This window comes from Niastella vici, from assembly GCF_002077945.1.
Lineage (GTDB): Bacteria > Bacteroidota > Bacteroidia > Chitinophagales > Chitinophagaceae > Niastella > Niastella vici.
In genome coordinates this window covers 295,017-315,955 of the sequence record NZ_LVYD01000102.1, presented here as the reverse complement: position 1 = coordinate 315,955, position 20,939 = coordinate 295,017, and the positions used below count along the sequence as shown (strand labels likewise).

Below are 20,939 nucleotides of genomic sequence, written 5' to 3'. Positions count from 1 at the left end.
TAAGCGTAATCAGAAACTATAAGCGAACATGCAAAAGATACTATCATACACATTATTTATAACACTGTTGGGAACTACCACCACTGGCTGTAAAAAGTTTTTGGGAAAGAACCCCGACAACCGGGCATCGCTCGAAAGCCCTGACCAGGTAGCGCAATTGCTGGGCACTGCTTACCCCCAGGCCAATTACATGGCTTTCTGCGAGTCTATTTCAGACAATGTTTCTGATAAAGGGACCGGCGGCCTTGATTTGACCGTTATACAACCTTATTTTTTCAAAGATGTAACGGAAAACCAGCAGGATTCACCGGAAGGATATTGGAATGCCTGTTATACCGCTATTGCCGCTGCCAACCAGGCGCTGGAAGCCTGTAACAAGGCGGCCGATACCGCCAGCTATGCAAGCGAGAAAGGAGAGGCCCTGTTATGCCGCGCCTATGCCCATTTCATGCTGGTTACCCTGTTCTCAAAAGCTTATAACCCAACTACAGCAGCTTCTGATCCGGGTATTCCTTATGTGCTCACACCCGAAAAAGTGATCTTCCAGAATTACACACGCAAAACAGTGAGCTATGTATATGACATGATCGAAAAGGACCTGCTCGCCGGTTTGCCATTGCTCGATGATACGCGCTATACTGTGCCACGGTATCACTTTACAAAAGCCGCCGGTAATGCCTTTGCTTCGCGCTTCTTTTTATACAAACAGGATTATGCGAAATCGCTCAGTTACTCCAATGCGGTATTCACTTCTTCCAATGTTACGGCCAGTTTACGACCCTGGAACAGCACTTACCTTACCCTTACCTATAAAGAATTGTGGGCCCGTTACGCCAAGTCAACCGAAACAGCCAACCTGTTGCTGGTAGAAACATCTTCCCTGTGGGCAAGAAATTATTACAGCGAACGCTATGGCATGGATGCCGATAAAAGAACAGAGATCCTGAACTCGAACGTGACCGGCGGTACGTATGCATTCACCCGCCAAACGTATACAGCCGGTACTAATAATTACATGCTGCCGAAAGTCAATGAATACTTTGTGCGGTTATCAGTAAACGCTACCATTGGCTATCCTTATGTAATGGTACCCTTATTCACTACCGAGGAAGTATTGTTTAACCGGATAGAAGCCAATATTTATCTCAATAATCTTACCGCGGCTTTGAAGGACCTCAACGACTATGCTTCTACCCGCATTTATAATTATGATGCCACTGCTCATGCCGTAACGGCCAGCAAAATGCAGACTTATTATGGCGTTACAGATGCCCGCATTGCGGCCCTGTACACGCTGCTCGATTTCAAAAGGGCTGAATATGTTCAGGAAGGGATGCGCTGGTTCGACCTGAAGCGCTATAACCTTCCCGTAAAGCATACTACAACTGATGGCCAAGCCCTCACACTGCCAGCTGACGATAAACGCCGGGTGTTTCAGATACCGGAATCGGCCAGGTTGTCGGGTGTTGAATTAAATCCACGTTAAACCCTTCTGCAATGATGAATAAACGACCAATTGAACAACCACCAACAGCCAAAGTGATACCCATCACCTTTGCCAGCGGCTGGAAACATGGGTTTCATTCGTACGATGACCTGATCATTGACAAGCGGGTACCCACCTGGCTGCTTCCCCTGCTGGACAAGCTTAAACATTTAAAAAATTTCCTGGTGAATAATACGCAAAAACGCCTGTTCTTCTTCTGCCTCCTCGCTTCACTGGCTTCCTGTAAAAAGGAATCGCTTGACAATGTAGAGAATATTCCGGGGCTGGGTGGCGATACCTGGGCCGCCACGCCGATCGATACCTGGATCAATGACAGTTTAACTGTACCCTTCAATATAGCGGTAAAATATAAATGGGACCAATATGAACTGAGTTTGAACAAGACACTGGTTCCGCCAAAAGAAGATAAGATCATCCCGGTTTTAAGCGCCGTAAAGAAAGTGTGGATAGATACCTATATCGCAGAGACCGATTCGATGTTCATGAAAAAATATGTTCCCAAATTCTTTGCCCTGGCCGGCAGCGCCAGTTGGAACACCGATGGCACCATTACCCTGGGAACTGCCGAGGGCGGAAGAAAAGTGGTGCTGTATGTGCTGAATAATTTCAGAACAAAGGGCATGACCGGTTATGTGCCTTCCGATTCTTTCAATATCAAACAGATGTTCCACACCATTGAACATGAGTTTGGACATATCCTTCATCAAACCGTCATGTATCCGCAGGATTTCAAAACTATTTCGGTGGGCTTTTATACCAGTAACTGGAACAACGTATCGGATGCCACTGCGCACAAAGATGGATTTGTAACCGCCTATGCCGAGTCGGCGCCCGATGAAGATTTTGTGGAAATGATCGGCGTGATGCTGACAGAAGGAAGGGCCGGTTTTGAAGCGATCATTAAAAGTATACCAGCCGGCACAAGCGACAATAACACCACGCAGGCACAGGCCATAGCCCGTTTGCGCATGAAAGAATCTATTGTGGTATCCTATTTCAAAGATACCTGGGGCATTGATTTTTACAGTCTGCAAACAAGAGTAAGAACACAGGTGGATAAGCTGATCAGGTAGTTACCATTACGGGCTCCCTGTTCACGGGCCCCGGTAACAGGAAGCCGGTAACCAGTAACTGTTTCATGATTCAAAAAAATTACAATGAAAAAATTAGCGCTATATATTCTCGCAGCAACCATCGGTTTTTATAGCTGTAGCAAAAAACACGATAACGCTTTCTCCTCATCGGCCGATGAGCGGCTCAATGATACGCTGGCTGCTTACCAGAAGGCATTGACCGGTTCGCAATATGGCTGGAAAGGATTCATTTTTCCTGCCGGACTGAAAGGTGGGGTAGTGGCATTCTATTTTAAATTCAACGACAGTAACCGTGTTGAAATGTTCTCTGATTTTAATGCCACTTCAGCCGTTACGCCCATGACTGCCAGTTACCGCCTGAAGGCATTGCAGCAACCGGCGTTGCTGTTCGATACCTATTCCTATGTGCATGTGCTGGCCGATCCCGATGGCTCGGTAAACGGTGGCAGCTATGGCAGTGGACTGATCTCTGATTTTGAATTTGCCATTGACAGCATTCGCAAGGATACCATTAAGCTCACCGGCCGCTTTAACGGCAGTAAAGCCTTCCTGGTAAAAGCCACCCAGCAGGAAGCGCAGAATTATTACGATAAAAAATATGCGAACCGGGTATTTGATAATATCAGCAAATACATCACTTATTTCAAAAGACTGGTTATTGGCAGCACACAATATGAGATACAGGTGAACCCGCTTACCCGCACCATTACGTTTACGTGGGTCGACGAAAAAGGAAATATTCATTCCGTTACTACCGGCTATTATTATACTCCTGATGGAATTGCCCTGTCACCGGCATTTACTGATGGCACTAACACAATCTCCTCTTTAAATAATATCACCTGGAACGCCAACACCACTACGCTGTCGTTTACAGTGAATGGAACCGCTTCTTCCATTATTGGTTCAGGCGAGCCCATAAAGATCGATCTCGATGCACCCCGGCGCTGGTGGCAGTATGCGCTTGACCAGCGCGGCTACTGGATCTCTGAAAAAGGATTCCATGTAAACGGAGTTGATGATGCCTACGGTGTTACAAAGACAACCAATTTCTATTTCATGTTGTACTGGCCGCAATATGGCACCTATCAGGGTATTGATTATGATCTATGCGGGAATGTAAAACTGGTTAATAATGCGCTGTCATTGCCCTACGGTATTGCTTACCGGCCACCAACTTTCACAACAGATGGCCGTGTTGCCTTCACCTATATGGGAACCCTGGGCACAGTGCCAACAGCCGATTCAGTAGCAGTATACAAAACGGCTCAGCAATTCACCGATGCCAGCGGGTATTACCTCGTGCGCCTCGATTCAACCACGTATGACATGGTAAGTGCAAAAGATGGAAAGGCCTGGGTGACCTGGCATTTTTAAATACGATCGATTGCTTGCCATAATAAACGAATTAGTGAAAAACCACCCAATTAAAGGCCCTATGAATTAAATAAATTTTTTGAAACAAGTCCGCACCCCGCCATTAATATAAAAATAAAGAACTGCTATGAGACTACCAGTATTGAACAGATTGTTGACACTGTTGCTGCTTATTACCGGCAGCAACAGGCTGCAGGCGCAGGTTGATCCGCATTTTACGCAGTATTACGTGTATCCTTCGTGGTTAAACCCGGCGCTCACCGGTTCATTTGATGGTGATTACCGAATTTCAGGTATTTACCGAAATCAATGGGGTAATATCAGCAAACCCTTTTCAACGATCGGGTTGGGCGGTGAATTTGTTACCAACAACAATGTGAATGTGGGCATCAACCTGTTGAACCAGACCGCGGGGGATGGCGGCTATTATTACACAACCGGATATGCCAATTTAGCTTATACCGGGGTTCGCTTTGGCGCTGCCGAAAACCATCGCATTGTAATGGGCCTGCAGCTCGGAATGATCTGGCGCGGTTTCAATGCTTCCAAATTCACGTTTGGGGATCAGTGGGACCCCATTACCGGTTTTAATCCCGGGACCTCTACCGATGCTTTCAATAAAACGAAGACTTCCGCTTTCGATGCCGGTGCCGGTATTTTATACTTTGATGCAACGCCCGGCAAAAAAGCCAATGTGTATGCGGGTTTTTCTGTATCCCATCTCACCAAACCCAACGATTATTTCAGCAGCGACGGCAATGCCAAATTGCCAATGCGGTATACCGGTCATGCAGGTGTGCGGCTCACTTTATCGGACCTGCTGAGTGTTACACCTAATTTTTTATATGCAAAACAGGGTACGGCCGAAGAAAAAATGGCCGGCGCCTATGTACAGTTAAATGCTGCTGCCGGCACCGATCTAATGCTGGGCGCCAACTACCGCATACAGGATGCCATTTCTCCATTTGTTGGCCTTACGCATAAGAATATGGTATTGGGAATAAGCTATGATGTGAACACTTCGGAGCTGGGCAAAATGGCGCATGGATCAAACAGCTTTGAGATCTCACTATCCTTTACCGGTAGAAGAACGATCAAAACACCTGAAGCCAATTTTATTTGTCCAAGGTTGTAGCGCTTGCGGATGCGAGCGAGGCTTAGAGAATAGGACGTTCATTGACCATTCACCATTCACCAAAGAAACTACGATGAAAAAAATATTTCTCATACTGGTTGTAGTACCCGGCTTTATGGGGGCGCGGGCCCAGTTTGTAGCTGATTATCTGAAGGCTGCGGATACCTATTATAAAAAAGGCGACTACTATTCTGCCGCCCGGTATTATGAAAAATACCTGGATTCAAAAGGACCAAAAACAAAACCGGATAATTATAATCCATATAACGTTAAGCCCGCAGCAGCTGCTGTAAAGGGTGCAACTCCCTCTTCACAGCTGGCCGTATACAACCTGGCCGAAAGCTACCGGCAGTTGAATTACCCGGTAAAGGCCGTAATGTATTATGAACAGGCGCTTAGTTATAACAATAATCAACTCCCGCTGGCCCTGTATTATTATGCCAGCACCTTGCGGGCGTTGGGCAAATATGAAGAAGCTGAAAAAGCATTTCAGGGGTTCCTGGATACTTATAAAACAGATGATGCATATGCCAATTCCGCCAAAAGCGAAGTACTGAACCTGCATTTTATCAGGGAACAATTGCAGCGCAACGATCTGCAATTATATACAATAGAAAAACAAGGCGCCGCTATCAATCCCGGCGGTGCCAACTATGCCCCGGTATGGTTGAATAAGAACACGTTGCTCTTCACTTCAACCAGGACCGACGACAGTTCAAAAAATAAACCTTTTCTAAATCGAATGTACGAAGCTGCATATACCAATGGGGACGCGCAGGTTAACAGGATCGAAATACCACAGGGCGCCGGTATTCACCAGGGCGTTGCCTGTTTATCGACCGATGGCAATACGTTGTTCCTTACCCGCTGGTCGATCGTGAATGGCAAGAAGACTTCCGCAATTTATACCAGCAAAAAACAAGACAATGGCTGGGGCGAACCGGTGCTGCTGGATGCACTTGTAAATACACCCGGTTACAACGCGCAGCAACCATTTGTGCTGGCCGATGGCAAGACCTTATTGTTCGCCAGCGATAAACCCGGTGGCAGCGGTGGTTTCGATCTTTGGTATGCTATCCTCGATGCCAATGGCAAACCCGAAAAGGCAGTGAACCTGGGTAATACCATCAATACAGTCAATGATGAACAGGCGCCTTATTATCATGCTGCATCCGGCACGCTGGTGTTCTCCTGCAACGGCCGTACAGGCATGGGTGGTTTTGATTTCTTTTTCAGTAAAGGCAATTTAGATGCATGGACAACACCCGAGAACTTTGGCTACCCCGTTAACTCCATAAAAGACGACATCTATTTCACCAGCCGCGGTAACGACAAAAATATTCTGGAAGATGTGCTGCTAAGCTCTGACCGTTCTGCCGAATGCTGCCTGGAATTGTTCTCCCTGAAAAAGAGTATTCCTGTGGAGGTCGCTAAAAAAGACAGCGTACCAACTCCGGAGATCAGCCTGGTTAAAGAAGAACCCAAGGTAGAAACCGTGATCGTACTCGACAATGTATACTACGATTTCGACAGGTCGTCCCTGCGGCAGGAATCATTTCCCACCCTCGATAAACTGGTTTCGTTGCTGAATGAATATCCCACCATGATCATCGAGATCAGGGCGCATACCGATAATATGGGCGATGAAAAATACAATCAATTGTTGTCTGATGCCCGGGCGCAGAAGGTAGTGGCTTACCTCATCAGCAAAGGAATTGATAAAGCCCGTTTGCAAAGCAAGGGTTATGGAGCAACCATGCCGGTGGCGCCGAATAAGAAGGCCGATGGCAGTGATGATGCCGAAGGAAGACAGCAAAACAGACGGACTGAGTTTAAGGTATTGGGGAAATAGGTTATTAGGTACCGGTTTCCAGTTACCAGATGCCGGGCCTTGAATATTAATCGCTCTTCCCATAGCCGGGGTTTCCGAATCTTTTACCCGGTAACCGGAATCTGGTAACCGGTAACAGCAACATTAACCAAACGCAGGCACATGAAGAAGCTAATGATAGTTTTTTTTGTAATGGCCGCCATTATACCAACAATGGCCCAACAAAAACCACACTATACACAATACATTTTGAATCAGTATATCCTGAATCCGGCGCTTACCGGAATTGAGAACTATACCGATATCAAGCTGAGTCACCGGCAACAGTGGACTGGTATCGACGGCGCGCCGGTTACTACTTACTTTACTGTGCATACGCCATTGGGAAAAAAAGATTATAAAACAACCCCCACCTCATTTTCCATGAACGGCGAAAACCCGAGAGGGGAGCGGTACTGGGAAGAATATACCGCGGCTGAACCGCACCATGGCATTGGGCTGCAGGTCATCAACGATAAAACCGGGCCATTGGGTATGTTCTCCGCTTATGCTACGTATGCCTATCATCTTGGTCTCAGCCCGCGCACGAGTATTGCTGCCGGTTTTGGCGCCGGCTTCTCGAGATTAAGTTTGCAGACCGATAAACTGCAATTCGCCGTACCGGTTGATCCGGCGGTGTACACCAGCGGCACCATTGGCAAATGGAAACCTGATGTAAGCGCGGGCTTATACCTGTATTCGGCTGATTATTTTGTTGGGGTATCGGCCCAGCAGATCATTCCCCAGAAAGTTGATTTTGTAGATAATACTGTGAAGCAAACTGGTGGCCGGCTTGTACCTCATGTGTTCGCAACTGCTGGCTACCGTTTTTTATTAAACGAAGATTTCAACGTTATTCCTTCTGTACTGGTGAAGTATATCAATCCGCTTCCTGCACAGATCGATGTCAATGGAAAAGTACAGTACCGCGATTTCCTGTGGCTGGGCGCCAGTTATCGCATGAAATATGGCTTTGCCGGCATGGTGGGACTGAATATCTCGAACACCGTGCATGTGGGATACTCATACGATTATTCCACCACGATCCTGAATAACTACAGTCATGGTACCCACGAACTTTTATTGGGCTTTATCATCGGCAACAAATACGACGATGGTTGCCCCAGAAATGTGTGGTAATAGTCAACTGAAATTCATTAGCTAAAACTGAAATATTTTATAATGCTTTTAAAAAGATATGGTTGTATAGCGGTGCTGATCCTGATGCAGGGTATTGTGCTGAGCTCTATGGCGCAGGATCTTCCCATTAAACGTTGCGCAACCATGGAATTGCTGAAAAATTCCCTGGAGAAAGACCAGGCGCTGAAGGAAAGATATGAGCAGGACTTATTACGTATTCAACAACTGGCGGCTGAACGGGCCAGTAACCCGGGTGCGCGTGAAATGGCAACGCCTGTATACATACCGGTTGTATTTCATATCGTATTGCCCGATCCTACCCAGGTCACCGATAAAATGATCGATGACCAGATGAAAGTATGGAATACTGATTTTGCCGGACTGAATGCTGATTCGGTAAATATCCCTGCGGCTTTTAAACCGTTGTTTGGCCATTCGAAGATCCAGTTTGTGCTGGCCAAACGTACGCCTGATAATTTACCAACAACTGGTATTGAGCGCACTGTCACCACACAAACATCTTTCAGCGCCACCAATCATAATGTAAAACACGCAACAACCGGTGGCGCCAACAGCTGGGGTTCATCAAAATATTTAAATGTGTGGATCTGCACCCTGTCAAATGGCGTGTTGGGTTATTCTACTTTCCCAACCAGCGCTGCGGCAGCGGATCAGGGTATTGTGATATACAGTGTAACGCTGCCAGGTGGCTCACTGGCAGGCTACAACGATGGTCGTACCCTTACCCACGAAAGCGGCCATTATTTTTTCCTTTACCATATCTGGGGCGATGATGATGGCGCCTGCACCGGCAGCGATGGGGTAAACGATACGCCGAACCAGTCTGATGCATCAGCAGGTTGCCACACAGGCGTAGTGACCGATGCCTGTACCACTACGGCGCCGGGTATCATGTACCAGAATTATATGGATTACAGCAGTGATGGTTGTATGGCCCTGTTCACGCTGTTACAGGTGAACCGGATGGAAACCGCGCTGAACAATTACCGCATTTCACTTACAACTTCCAATGGCGCGGTATCGCCGCTGAAAGATGTAGACGCACAGGTGTTGAGTATCGATAACCCGGTTAACCGCGTGTGCGACACAAAATTTCAACCTGTAATTACGTTGCGTAACTATGGTTCGCTTCCGCTGACCGCCGTAGACATCTACGCCAGCGTAGATGGTGGTACGCCGGTTCAAACCCATTGGACAGGCTCGCTGGCCAGCCTTGCAACCGCTTCTGTACAATTGAATGCGGTAACAACAGGCGCTACGGGCTCGCATTCAGTGAAAATACAAGTAGCCACACCCAATGGTGTCACAGATATGAACGGGGTGAATGATACGCTTAGCAAATCATTTGTATATCCGGTTGCTATTGCGCCCCCGTTGACGGAAGGATTTGAAGCCGATGTATTTCCGCCGGCTAACTGGGATATTATCAATGCCGATAATTCCTATACCTGGGAACGGGTGACCGGTGTTGCCAAAACAGGCGCCGCTTCCATGGTAGTGCGTAATTTCTCCTATACCCAAAACGGACAAACAGATTACCTGCGGTTGCCACAGCTTGCTATTGCTGATGCTGATTCCGCGTTCCTCACCTTTCAGGTAGCAGCGGCTATACAAACCAATGCCGGTACGCTGTTGAATAGCTGGGATACATTGCAGGTGCTCGTTAGCACAGATTGCGGCAGCACATTTACCAGCCTGTATAAAAAATGGGGTGGAACCCTGGCCACCCGCAGCGGCATTACCACTACGTCATTTATACCTGCGGCCAATGAGTGGAGAAAAGATTCTGTAAACCTCACGCCGTACATTAATAAAGGCCCGGTGATGATCGCTTTTGCCAATTCAACCGGCAATGAAAATATTGTATACGTCGACGATATTAACCTGTACAAAAAATCGGTTAACCCCAATCTGGAAAAAGAAGGATGGTTGATAACGCCCAATCCATCGAACGGACCGGTGACTGTACAATTCAAGACCACACCGGTAAACCTGAAAGGGATCAGCCTGTTCAGCAGCAACGGGCAGAAAATAGCAGAAAAAATTATCAGTAACACGCCGGCTACGCTGTACCCCTTCAACCTGGGCAGTTATGCCAGCGGAGTTTATATAATAAAATTGGTGTACAGTGATCACACGGTATCGCGAAAGATCATAAAAAAATAAACCACCCTTAAACCATCCTAAACAACCGGCATTGACAAACAAACCAACATACAGGAACAGCTACGGAGCGCAGCGCTTCAGCAACATCGCTGTTGTCTGTATGTTGGTATTGTGTTTGGCTGAAAAGGGCACGGCGCAAACCCCGGGCGGGGTGTCGGTAAGTCTTACTTCCTGGTTTAAGGCCAATGCCGGAGCGGGGAATGTGCTGCCGAATACCAATAACCTTACACAAATAAATGAATGGAAAAGTGAGCTGGGCAATATGAGTGTTACCCAGGCCACCGCAACCAACATGCCTTTGTATTTGGCCAACTATACCACTACCGCCAATTTTAATTTTAACCCCGCTTTGCAGTTTGCTGCCTCACAAAAAATGGGTTTGCTGAATACATCCGCTACAGCGCCAGATATCCTGGGAAATAATGGAACTTATTTCCTGGTATTGAATACAAACCGCGAGACCGGCTTTACATCCAGTACCTGTTTCTCGTACAACTCAGGCGGTACGGGCGCCAGGTACCAGGCAAAAGCAGATTTCAGGATCCAGACCGGCATTTCCGGTTTTGGTTATATCGCCGATCTTGACCCGGCAGCTACCGGTTTAAATGCAGCCGGGATACCAGCGATCACTTATGCCCGAGCATCGGCTGTTGTATTGGCTTCCCGCTCTGCCGGCCCCACGTTCAGGGCCCGGCGAAATGCCGATACCACCGTATTAGGTTCAGGCAGTATTTATAACCCGGCCATTGGTGCCGGATTGGGTATTGGTTTTAATTCACCGGGTGGCAGCGAAGCATCTTCTTCAGCCATTGCTGAAGTGATCACCTATAATACTTATTTATCAGATGCCGATGTAAATAAAGTGGAATCTTATCTCGCCGTGAAATATGGCATCACGCTTAGCCAAAGCAACACCTTTACCGTACCTGCCGGACCAACCAGTTATACGGCAGGCAATGGAACAGTTATCTGGAATGGCGCAGCCAACACGGGCTATGGGAAATGCATTACCGGCATCGGCCGTGATGATGCGTCGGCGCTGATCCAGAAACAATCAAGATCGGTTCACGATAGTTCATTGGTGTACCTGTATAATGATAATACCGGCGGCGTATTTCCCGCCATGAACGTCAATAACCCTACGGTTTTTGCGGCCGGTAACAGCTTTTTGTTATTTGGCGATAATGGGCTAAGCAGGGATCTTACCACCTGTATATACAATGGTAAGATCACGCGCATGCAGCGGACCTGGAAAGTGCAAAAGACCGGAACTGTTGGTGCGGTTACCCTTGCAGTGGATGCAACTGCCGTTCATGTGGCGGTTAAAAACCTGTTGGTATCAACCGATCCGCTTTTTCCCGAAAGCAGCACAACCATTTATCCCTTATCAACGGCCAACGGAAAATTATATGCGCCGGTAAACCTGAACAGCAACGAATATTTCACGTTTGCCAGTGATTCGCTGAAAGTAGTGATGACCGTTACCCAGCCTTCCTGTGCCGCTATTAATGGAGGTGCTGTTACTGCAACGGTTACAGGCGGTGTTGCGCCCAATACCTATAACTGGAATACCACGCCGGTGCAAACAACCGCCAATGCCACCGGTTTAACCGGCGGCAATTACCAGTTAACGGTAAAAGCGGCGTCGGGTTGTTCGGCGGTGTACCCGGTTACATTAGTTACCCCCGCTTTCCAGGGAACTGCATCCTTTACGGTGAGCGATTCTTTGGTTTGTGCGGGCACGGTTATTACCGCCACATTTACCGGAACCGCTCCCAATACCGCAACTGCCAACTGGAGCTGGGGTGGGGGAACCGTACAAAGCGGTAGTGGCTTCGGCCCATATACAATAAAATACGACAAAAGCGGCATTCTCGGGCTTACGGTAAAAGATGGTTCCTGTGCATTGGCAGCCCGTTCTAAATTAATAAATGTGATCCCGGCGCCTGAAGCTGCCTTTACGCCCGATGACAGTACAGGTTGTTTTCCCTTTACTGTAACATTCAATAACCAATCACAAAATACGGACGCCTGGAAATGGAGCTTTGGCGATGGTGGAACAGCCACCGGCGTAAGCCCTTCTTATACTTATAACAAACCCGGCGTTTATAGTGTAACCCTGATCGCTTCATCACAGGGAAAATGTTTTGATACGCTGGAGCAAAAGAATGTGATTCAGGTAAGTGCCTACCCCGAAGCATCCTTCACGGTTACGCCGGGAGAAAATATTCCGGTTGAGTTGCACCTGGCCAGCTTCACTTTTGCCAATGCTTCCCAAAACGCAACCGGATATCTGTGGGATTTTGGTGATGGCAGTACTGCTTCAGCCGTTAACCCTACTCATCAATACCAGGCACCGGGTAATTACACAGTGACCTTGCAGATTGTCAATGGAGCGGGCTGTGCCGATACGGCCATCCGCCAATTTCTACTGGTAATACCCGACAAAGTATTGATCATACCCAATGCATTCAGCCCCAATGGCGATGGCATTAACGATAAATGGGAAATAGCCGGATTACGCACGGCAAAAGATTGTCAGGTTGAAATCTTCAATCGATGGGGGCAACTGATATACAGCAGTACCGGTTATGGGGTACCGTGGGATGGTACGCTGAATGGAAATGCATTGCCGGTTGCCACATATTACTATATCATAAAAACGGCCACCGGGGATTACCACGGCTGGGTGGCGTTGGTACGATAACAAAACCATGAAAATGAAAAGAAATAAAAATATTATAAAAGCAAAGCCTCGACTGATGAACACACGCTGCAGTAATAAAATAAAAGGATTTCTTTTCGCCGGTATGTTATTGGGGTTGCTGCTGCTGCAGAGTGGCAGCTACGCGCAAACAACCTATGCACCCATAGCTGTTACCGGTTATCAGCACGATATAGTGGCAGATACCGGAAAAAGTGTACTGGCTACCACTACTACCATGATCGATGGAAGCCCGTTTGTAGCGCGTCACGTATTGTATACAGCCGCATTTGCCGCTAACAATGGTTTAACGGGTGGCATGGTTGACAATGGCACCATAGTAAATGGCAAACGCACCTATCAGCTGGCGCCATATATTGGTAAGAACGCCTTGTATTTATCGCGCACCGGCAAGGTTGATAGTACGGTGAACGATGGTACGCTCACTTTAACAACACCTGATTATTATGCCCACCTGAGCCTGCTGGCTTTTTCAACCGAAGGCTCCAGTAATATCAATGTTAACATCAACTATACCGATGGTACCACAGAACGCGCCCTCACAAACGCTACGTTGGCCGACTGGTATGTTGGTTATACGAATGTAATGTATTCGGGTAGCGGCCGTATCGGGCGCGATACTACGGCCCCCTTTTCCGTTGACGGCGTAGGCACCTGGCCGCATTTTTTTGGTTTTGATTTTATCGTGAATTGCAGTAACCAGAACAGGAAGGTGCAATCGGTCACGGTGTCTGATACCAGCACCTCCACCGGATCGCGGGCAATTGTTATGGCCTTATCGGGTGAAAAGATCCTGCCTTACAGTTTAACACCTACTGTATTACCGGCGCGTTGCGGCAATACAACCAACGGATATATTTCATTGACGGTATCAGGCGGCGTAAAACCATTTACCTATTCCTGGAACACGACGCCGGCACAAACAACTTCATTTGCTTCGGGACTGCCGGCGGGTACCTATTCCTGTAATATTACCGATTCAAATGGTTGTGTGCGTACCTATACTGGCACCGTAGCATTGGTAACTCCGGCGCCTGTTGTTGCCAATGCAAGCAGCATGCAGGTATGCGCAGGCTCACCAACGACAATATATGCAGATACCGTAAATGTAACACCCAGTACTTATACCTGGAACCCGGGCAGTGTAACCGGTTCTGCCGTTGTAGTTTCGCCCACTGCAACTACGAGCTATATTGTAAATGCAGAAGATATCTATGGCTGTACATCGGCCGATACTATTTTGATAACCGTGAACCCATCGCCCACGGCATCGTTTACGGTGAACCCCGATCCCGTTTGCCCCAACACGCCGCAAACGGTTACCTATACGGGTAATGCCAATGGAGCGGCTGCCTACAACTGGAATGGTTTTGCCGGCGCCACCGTGCAATATGGCAGTGGGGCGGGCCCATACAGTATTCAGTTCAGCAATGGAGGAACATACACCCTGAAATTACAGGTAACTGAAAATGGGTGTACGGCTTCAGCTACAAAACAGGTAACAGTGAACGCCCCGCTGGCAACCCCGGTTGTTACGGTAGCTACCGTTACCAGCAGCACTATTTCATTTAGCTGGCAGCCTGTTCCCGGCGCCACGGGTTATATAGTGTCGGTAAATGGCAGCCCTTATATTACGCCTACATCGGGCAGCATGGGCACCACACACAGCATCGTAAACCTGCAACCGGTTGAACAAATAACCATCAGCGTGATAGCGCTGGGGGTGGAAGCCTGTCAAAACAGTGCCATTGGCAAGGCAACCGGCACCACACTTACCGACCAGGTATTTATTCCCAATTCCTTTACACCCAATGGCGATGGCAAGAACGAATTCTTCAGGGCCTATGGCAATGCCATTGCCGGTATCAATATGAAAATATTCAACCAGTGGGGCGAACTCATTTATGAAGGCAGTGAAGTTAGCACCGGCTGGGATGGTAAGCAAAAGGGAAAGCTGCAACCAATTGGCGTTTACTTCTATGTAATGCGAATAAAACTGACCAACGGCACAGAAAGCATCAGGAAGGGGGCTGTTAACCTGTTGCATTAAGAGTAGCCTTCTACCATAAACCTTAAACCGGGAGCAATAAATCTGTAATACAAAGCAAATGATTAAACTCGTATTATATATCGCACTGTTGTTTGGTGGGTTGGTTATTGCAACCGGTTCCCTGGCGCAAACCTATTCTCCTATAAATATTACCGGCTTTAACCAGGATGGTATTGCAGAGTCGGGTACTGATGCAACAGCGGTAACTTCTACCGCGCTCGACCTTTCGAGCTACATTATGTACTCTACCACTTTTGCGGCCATCAATGGCTTACTGGCCGGGTTGCCAACCAGTGGTGTTATTACATCGGGTACCCGTACCTGGCAGCTGCAACCTTATACCGGTAATAATGTATTATACCTTTCAGCTGGCGGCGCGCAGCCCAATACAGCGGCCGCGGGCACTTTAACGCTTACAACGCCTGCCCGGTATTCGGCGGTGAACCTGTTGCTGTTCACTACAGAAGACCACGGCAATATCAATGTAGTGATGAATTTCACCGATGGTACAACCTATAATGCCGGCAATTTTTTCATTCTTGACTGGTTTGGTGGCACCGGCGCAGTATATGCCGGCTACGGCCGAACAACCCGGTTAACAACAGGCCCTTATACCACATTTGGTGTGGCTACCGGCGATCCCCGGTTCTACCAGTTGAACCTGCCATTAACCTGCGCCGGTAAAAACAAATTGCTGCAATCACTTACTATAAGTTATTTAAATGGTAATACCACCTTCGGAAGAGCAGTGGTACTTGCTTTGTCGGGCGTTGGCTACACGCCGCCCACCATTACGCCTGCCATTACGCAGGCTACCTGCGGCAAAGCCAATGGCAGTATTGCTTTATCGGTTGCAGCTGGTAATGGTCCATTTACTTATGCCTGGAGCACCACACCCGTTCAAACTACAGCTACCGCTACTAACCTGCTAGCGGGTAGCTATACCTGTACGGTTACTGAGTCAGACAATTGTACCGTTTCGTATGCAGGAACCGTTCCTTCGGCGCCTGTTGCTGTGTTGACTGCTACTGCCAGCCCTGCGGCTGTATGCGCAGGAGACCCGGTAAATTTATCAGTAAGCGCAACGGGGGGAACCGTAACCGCCTATACCTGGAATCCGGGTAACGTTACGGGCAGCAGTATTTCTGTTGTTCCTGCTGCAACCACTACTTATACGGTGAGTGGAACAGATAACAATGGTTGTGCGGTATCGGCTACTGTACCGGTAACGGTAAAAACAGTGCCTACTTCCACCTTTACGGTATCGCCGGCCAATGTTTGTTTAGGTACATCGCAAACGGTCACCTACACAGGGAATGCACCCAATACAGCTACGTACAACTGGAATGGTTTTGCCGGCGCCACCGTGCAAAGCGGCAGCGGGCAGGGGCCATACTCGATATTATTTAACAATGCCGGAAATTATACCCTGCAATTGCAGGTGACTGATAACGGTTGCGTGTCAACAATAACAACCAACCCTGTTATTATTTCCACCCCGGTATCGGCCTCCTTTACCGTCAGCGATTCATTGATCTGTGCCGGTTCAGCCATTACCGCTACCTATACAGGTACCGGGGCAGGTTATGCCACCGCTACCTGGGGCTGGAGTGGGGGAACCGTACAATCGGGCAGTGGTTTTGGGCCGTATACGATCAAATACGACAGAAGCGGCATCATCAGTTTAACAGTAAAAGATGGCGCCTGTGTGTCGGTGGCCCGTTCCAAACTGATCAATGTAATTCCAACACCGGTGGCAGCATTTACGCCAGATGCGGCTACTGGTTGTGTACCGTTTGCGGTCACCTTTAACAACGCATCGCAAAATACGGATGCCTGGAAATGGAACTTTGGCGATGGCGGAACTTCTACCGAAGGCAGTCCATCCTATACGTATAATAACACCGGTACCTATACCGTAACGCTCATTGCTTCGGCACAGGGAAAGTGTTTCGATACCCTGGTTAGAACCGATGTAATAAAAGTAAAATCATATCCGGAAGCTGCCTTTACGGTTAACCCTGTAGAGAATGTACCGGTGGAATTGCACCTTGCCAATTTTGCCTTTACCAACAGCACATCTGCAGCTACTTCTTATAAATGGGAATTTGGCGATGGCGATACCTCAACACTTACCAATGTTTCGCATCAATACCAATACCCGGGCAATTACACGGTCATTCTGCATGCTGTTAACGACATCGGTTGTGAAGATACTGCCGTGCGGAAGTTCCTGATGGTAATACCCGATAAAGTATTGATAATACCCAATGTGTTCAGTCCTAATGGCGATGGCATAAACGATAAATGGGAGATTGCCGGTTTGCGCGGTGTTACCGATTGTACGGTGCAGATCTTCAACCGTTGGGGCCAGCAGGTATATAACAGTCATGGCTACGGTGAACCCTGGGATGGCACCTGGAATGGAAAGCCTGTTCCGGTGGCTACTTATTACTACGTCATTAAAACAGTGACCCGCAGTTACAACGGGTGGGTGGCTATCATCAGGTAACTATCAATAAACCTAAACCCTGAACAAGCAATGAAGACCGATCGAAAATATATAATACAAAAAAAGCAACGGGCCGTAATAGCTACGGTGTTTACCTGCCTGTTTTGTAATGCGGTTATATATGCGCAATCGCCCGGTGGCGTAACTGCGGGCCTCACCAGTTGGTTTAAAGCCAATTCTTCCATTGCCGGTAATGTTGATACTGTTGCCGGGGCAGCTTCTGTTGCCAACTGGAAAAGCGAGCTGGGGAATTTCCAGGTAAGCCAGGCTACCGCAAGCCGGCAGCCTGTATTCAATGCAACGGCCACTACAACTGGCAGCTTTAATTTCAATCCCTTTCTGCAATTTTCAAAAACAAATAATACTGTATTATATAACACGGCTGTTACGCCCGATCTGGCAGGTAATAATGGAAGCATTTTCATGGTAGTGAATACCTATAATGGAACAGCCGATGGCAACCCCTCCGGTTTAACGTATAAGGCCACTACCTATGGTTATCAGTTCAAACCATCGTTCAGGATACAATCGGGTGATGGTATTGCCGGGGGCACCGGTGATTTTTATAACTGGGCGCCTTTTCCTTCCGGCGTTCCCAATTACCCGCAAACAGCCGGGATCATTTTATCGGGCAAAGGCGTTGACAAAAATGCCACGGATATTTTTTTCGATGCGCGGCGTAATGGGGATTCTATCTCGCTTAGTCACCGGTACGATCTGCCGGCTGACGGGTACAATTACAACCCCAGTGTACCTACGGGACTGTTTATGGGAAGCGATGGCCCAAATACTGGGTCACAGAATATGAGTTGTGGCCTGGCTGAGGTAATTACGTATAATGCTTATTTATCTGAAGCAGATCAAAACAAAATAGAGAGTTACCTGGCGGTCAAATACGGGATCACATTGACCCGCAACCAATCGGCTACCGCCCGCGATTATACCGCATCAAATGGCAGTGCGATCTGGAACGCTGCTGCCAATGCAGGCTATTCTTTCAATATCACCGGTATTGGGCGCGATGATAATGCGGCCCTGCTGCAAAAGCAATCGCTCTCGGCCCATAACAATGCGTTGGTATACATTTATAATGCAGCTGCCGGTGGCAATTTTCCTGCTTCCAATGCAGGGAATAGTTCCTCTGTCAGCAACGATCTTTCTTATCTGTTGATCGGGGATAACGGCTTAGCCAATACGTATTCGGCCTGTGCGGCCAATGGATACCTGGGCCGCATGCCAAGGACCTGGAAAGTGCAAAAAACCGGTACAGGTATTTCTACCGTGACTATTGCAGTTGATACCGGGGTATTATCGGCCAATACAAAAAAGTTGCTTGTTTCTGCCAATAGCGGCTTTAGCAGCTTTACCGCTTACGCGCTTTCAACAGCCAATGGCAAACTGTATGCTGAAGTGGCATTGAATAATAACGAATATTTCACTTTTGCTACAGATTCTTTACAGGTAGCTTTTACAACCGTAGCGCCTGTTTGCACCAATACCAATAATGGCAGTATTACAACAGTAGTTACCGGCGGTAATGCACCCTATTCATACACCTGGTCAAACGGTGATGCAACGCCCGGGTTAACGGGCATACCGGCAGGTACTTATACCTTAACCCTTACACATGGAGGTTGCACCGTAATTAAGAGTGTAACAGTGGCTGCACCGGTGGCGCCTGTGGCGCCGGTTGTAACAGGTGCCACAATTTGTTTGGGAGAAGCCGCTACTTTATCAATACAAAATCCCGATGCATCCTATACTTATAACTGGTATAACGCAGCTGCAGGCGGTGTAGCTCAAATGACCGGCTCATCCGTCACCTTCACGCCAACTACCTTGCCAGTCACCTGGTATGCGGGTATACAATATGTAAGCTGTAATAGCAGTCGTACCCCCGTGGTGATATCAGCCCTCACTGCGTTGGCGACGCCACTGGTGGTGGCTACCACCATCACCGGCAACAGTGTAACCTTTCAATGGCAACCGGTTGCAGGTGCTTCCGGCTACCAGGTTTCGGTGAATGGCGGCGCTTATATAAGTCCTTCTTCAGGAAGCCTGGGCGTTACACATACTGTTTCCGGTTTACAACCACTGACAACCGTTACCATCAATGTGATTGCATTGGGTGCAAGATCATGCCAGAACAGCACGCCGGGTAAGGCTACAGCTAAAACCCTGACCGATGAAATTTATATACCCAACACATTTACTCCTAATGGTGATGGAAAGAATGACCGGTTCAAAGCCTATGGCAATGTGATTGCCGGCCTAACGATGAAGGTATTTAATCAATGGGGCGAATTGATCTATGAGACCAACGATATGACCACAGGGTGGGATGGGACCCATAAGGGCAAAATGCAGCCAATAGGCGTTTACTATTATGTTATACGAATCAGGCTCACAGATGGAAATGAGGTTACCCGTAAAGGGTCGGTAAACCTGCTGCATTAAGCGAATAACGATTGCCGCCATTTCAAATAGTATAGTCAAACATTTTTATAAAAATCACAAAAATTCAATTATGAAACACATGTTCCTGCGGTGTACTTCTGTTTTGGTATTATCTGCTGTTCTATTAGTTACTGCCTGTAAAAAAGGGGATACCGGCCCGGCCGGCGAAAAAGGTGATAAAGGTGATACGGGGGCTACAGGCGCCACCGGTGCAACCGGTAAAACCGGAACTGCCAATGTTATTTATTCCAGTTGGCAGGATCTGACCTTCAGCGCCGTTGACACAGGCGTTTTAGCTGCTTCTATTACCGCTCCCAAAATCGTGGATAGTATTATTCAAAAAGGCGAAGTGAAAGTATACTGGAATATAAATACAGCCAGCAACCCCACTGTAGTAGCGTTGCCTTACAGTGATGCCGGCCTGGTGTTTGGTGTGCCCGACCTGCAAATTACACCGCTGGTTAAAGTGGGTACCATTTATCTCTACTCCAATTACAATGTGAGCTCCCGCACTTCATCGACCAATGAAAAAGTTTGGCAATACCGGTATGTTATTATTCCCGGTGGCGTAAGTGCACGGTCTGCAGTGAACTGGAACGACTACTCGCAGGTAAAGAATTATCTGGGGTTGAAAGACTAAAGGGTTACCTGTTGCCAGTTGCCGGGGCTGAAAAGACGGACTGCGTAAATTTTGGCAGACACGCTGAATTTCTGTCCTGGTAACCGGTATCCGGTAACCTGCATTTCTGTAACAGTCGGGAATAACTTCCCGATTGTTTCATAAAATGTAAATCGGGTTGCCTCTTCCGGGGCGGCCCCTTGTTTAAAAACAGCTGTTCCGCCAGGAGCGGCACTACAAGTGTAGACAGCAAATCCTAAACACTA

The 20,939-nt window shown here is 47.8% G+C and carries 12 protein-coding genes; all 12 read left to right on the top strand.

Annotated features, from left to right (window positions below; translation table 11 throughout):
• The first annotated feature begins 28 nt into the window (after window positions 1–28).
• On the top strand, window positions 29–1,486 hold the full coding sequence (locus A3860_RS35845; RefSeq protein WP_081155408.1) for a RagB/SusD family nutrient uptake outer membrane protein: 1,458 nt from the start codon (window positions 29–31) through the stop codon (window positions 1,484–1,486).
• A gap of 11 nt (window positions 1,487–1,497) precedes the next feature.
• Window positions 1,498–2,580: a zinc-binding metallopeptidase gene (locus tag A3860_RS35840; protein WP_245843698.1), complete on the top strand. Its 1,083-nt coding sequence runs from the start codon at window positions 1,498–1,500 to the stop codon at window positions 2,578–2,580.
• An 84-nt stretch (window positions 2,581–2,664) separates the two neighbouring features.
• Window positions 2,665–3,978, top strand: coding sequence for a DUF4302 domain-containing protein (locus A3860_RS35835; protein WP_081155407.1), 1,314 nt, complete (start codon window positions 2,665–2,667; stop codon window positions 3,976–3,978).
• Window positions 3,979–4,105: 127 nt separating this feature from the next.
• Window positions 4,106–5,113, top strand: a complete 1,008-nt coding sequence (locus A3860_RS35830) for a PorP/SprF family type IX secretion system membrane protein (protein WP_081155406.1) — start codon at window positions 4,106–4,108, stop codon at window positions 5,111–5,113.
• 73 nt (window positions 5,114–5,186) lie between these two features.
• A complete protein-coding gene (locus A3860_RS35825) occupies window positions 5,187–6,965 on the top strand; it encodes an OmpA family protein (protein ID WP_081155405.1) in 1,779 nt (592 codons plus the stop codon).
• Between the two features lie 141 nt (window positions 6,966–7,106).
• Window positions 7,107–8,123, top strand: a complete 1,017-nt coding sequence (locus A3860_RS35820; RefSeq protein WP_081155404.1) for a PorP/SprF family type IX secretion system membrane protein — start codon at window positions 7,107–7,109, stop codon at window positions 8,121–8,123.
• Between the two features lie 42 nt (window positions 8,124–8,165).
• A complete protein-coding gene (locus tag A3860_RS35815; protein ID WP_081155403.1) occupies window positions 8,166–10,310 on the top strand; it encodes a M43 family zinc metalloprotease in 2,145 nt (714 codons plus the stop codon).
• Window positions 10,311–10,341: 31 nt separating this feature from the next.
• Window positions 10,342–13,017 (top strand): PKD domain-containing protein, encoded by a 2,676-nt coding sequence (locus A3860_RS35810; protein ID WP_143774427.1) that lies wholly within the window; start codon window positions 10,342–10,344, stop codon window positions 13,015–13,017.
• 13 nt (window positions 13,018–13,030) lie between these two features.
• Window positions 13,031–15,085, top strand: a complete 2,055-nt coding sequence (locus tag A3860_RS35805) for a T9SS type B sorting domain-containing protein (RefSeq protein WP_158085468.1) — start codon at window positions 13,031–13,033, stop codon at window positions 15,083–15,085.
• Between the two features lie 58 nt (window positions 15,086–15,143).
• Window positions 15,144–17,597, top strand: a complete 2,454-nt coding sequence (locus A3860_RS35800; protein ID WP_081155400.1) for a PKD domain-containing protein — start codon at window positions 15,144–15,146, stop codon at window positions 17,595–17,597.
• A gap of 30 nt (window positions 17,598–17,627) precedes the next feature.
• Entirely contained in the window at window positions 17,628–20,054 is a 2,427-nt protein-coding gene (locus tag A3860_RS35795) for a T9SS type B sorting domain-containing protein (RefSeq protein ID WP_081155399.1), read from the top strand.
• A 70-nt stretch (window positions 20,055–20,124) separates the two neighbouring features.
• A complete protein-coding gene (locus tag A3860_RS35790; RefSeq protein ID WP_081155398.1) occupies window positions 20,125–20,694 on the top strand; it encodes a hypothetical protein in 570 nt (189 codons plus the stop codon).
• Window positions 20,695–20,939 lie beyond the last annotated feature (245 nt).

Bases quoted from the DNA above. Each gene is read 5' to 3' on its own strand.
- A3860_RS35845 (WP_081155408.1), top strand. From the start codon at position 29: ATGCAAAAGATACTATCATACACATTATTTATAACACTGTTGGGAACT.
- A3860_RS35840 (WP_245843698.1), top strand. From the start codon at position 1,498: ATGATGAATAAACGACCAATTGAACAACCACCAACAGCCAAAGTGATA.
- A3860_RS35835 (WP_081155407.1), top strand. From the start codon at position 2,665: ATGAAAAAATTAGCGCTATATATTCTCGCAGCAACCATCGGTTTTTAT.
- A3860_RS35830 (WP_081155406.1), top strand. From the start codon at position 4,106: ATGAGACTACCAGTATTGAACAGATTGTTGACACTGTTGCTGCTTATT.
- A3860_RS35825 (WP_081155405.1), top strand. From the start codon at position 5,187: ATGAAAAAAATATTTCTCATACTGGTTGTAGTACCCGGCTTTATGGGG.
- A3860_RS35820 (WP_081155404.1), top strand. From the start codon at position 7,107: ATGAAGAAGCTAATGATAGTTTTTTTTGTAATGGCCGCCATTATACCA.
- A3860_RS35815 (WP_081155403.1), top strand. From the start codon at position 8,166: ATGCTTTTAAAAAGATATGGTTGTATAGCGGTGCTGATCCTGATGCAG.
- A3860_RS35805 (WP_158085468.1), top strand. From the start codon at position 13,031: ATGAAAAGAAATAAAAATATTATAAAAGCAAAGCCTCGACTGATGAAC.
- A3860_RS35800 (WP_081155400.1), top strand. From the start codon at position 15,144: ATGATTAAACTCGTATTATATATCGCACTGTTGTTTGGTGGGTTGGTT.
- A3860_RS35795 (WP_081155399.1), top strand. From the start codon at position 17,628: ATGAAGACCGATCGAAAATATATAATACAAAAAAAGCAACGGGCCGTA.
- A3860_RS35790 (WP_081155398.1), top strand. From the start codon at position 20,125: ATGAAACACATGTTCCTGCGGTGTACTTCTGTTTTGGTATTATCTGCT.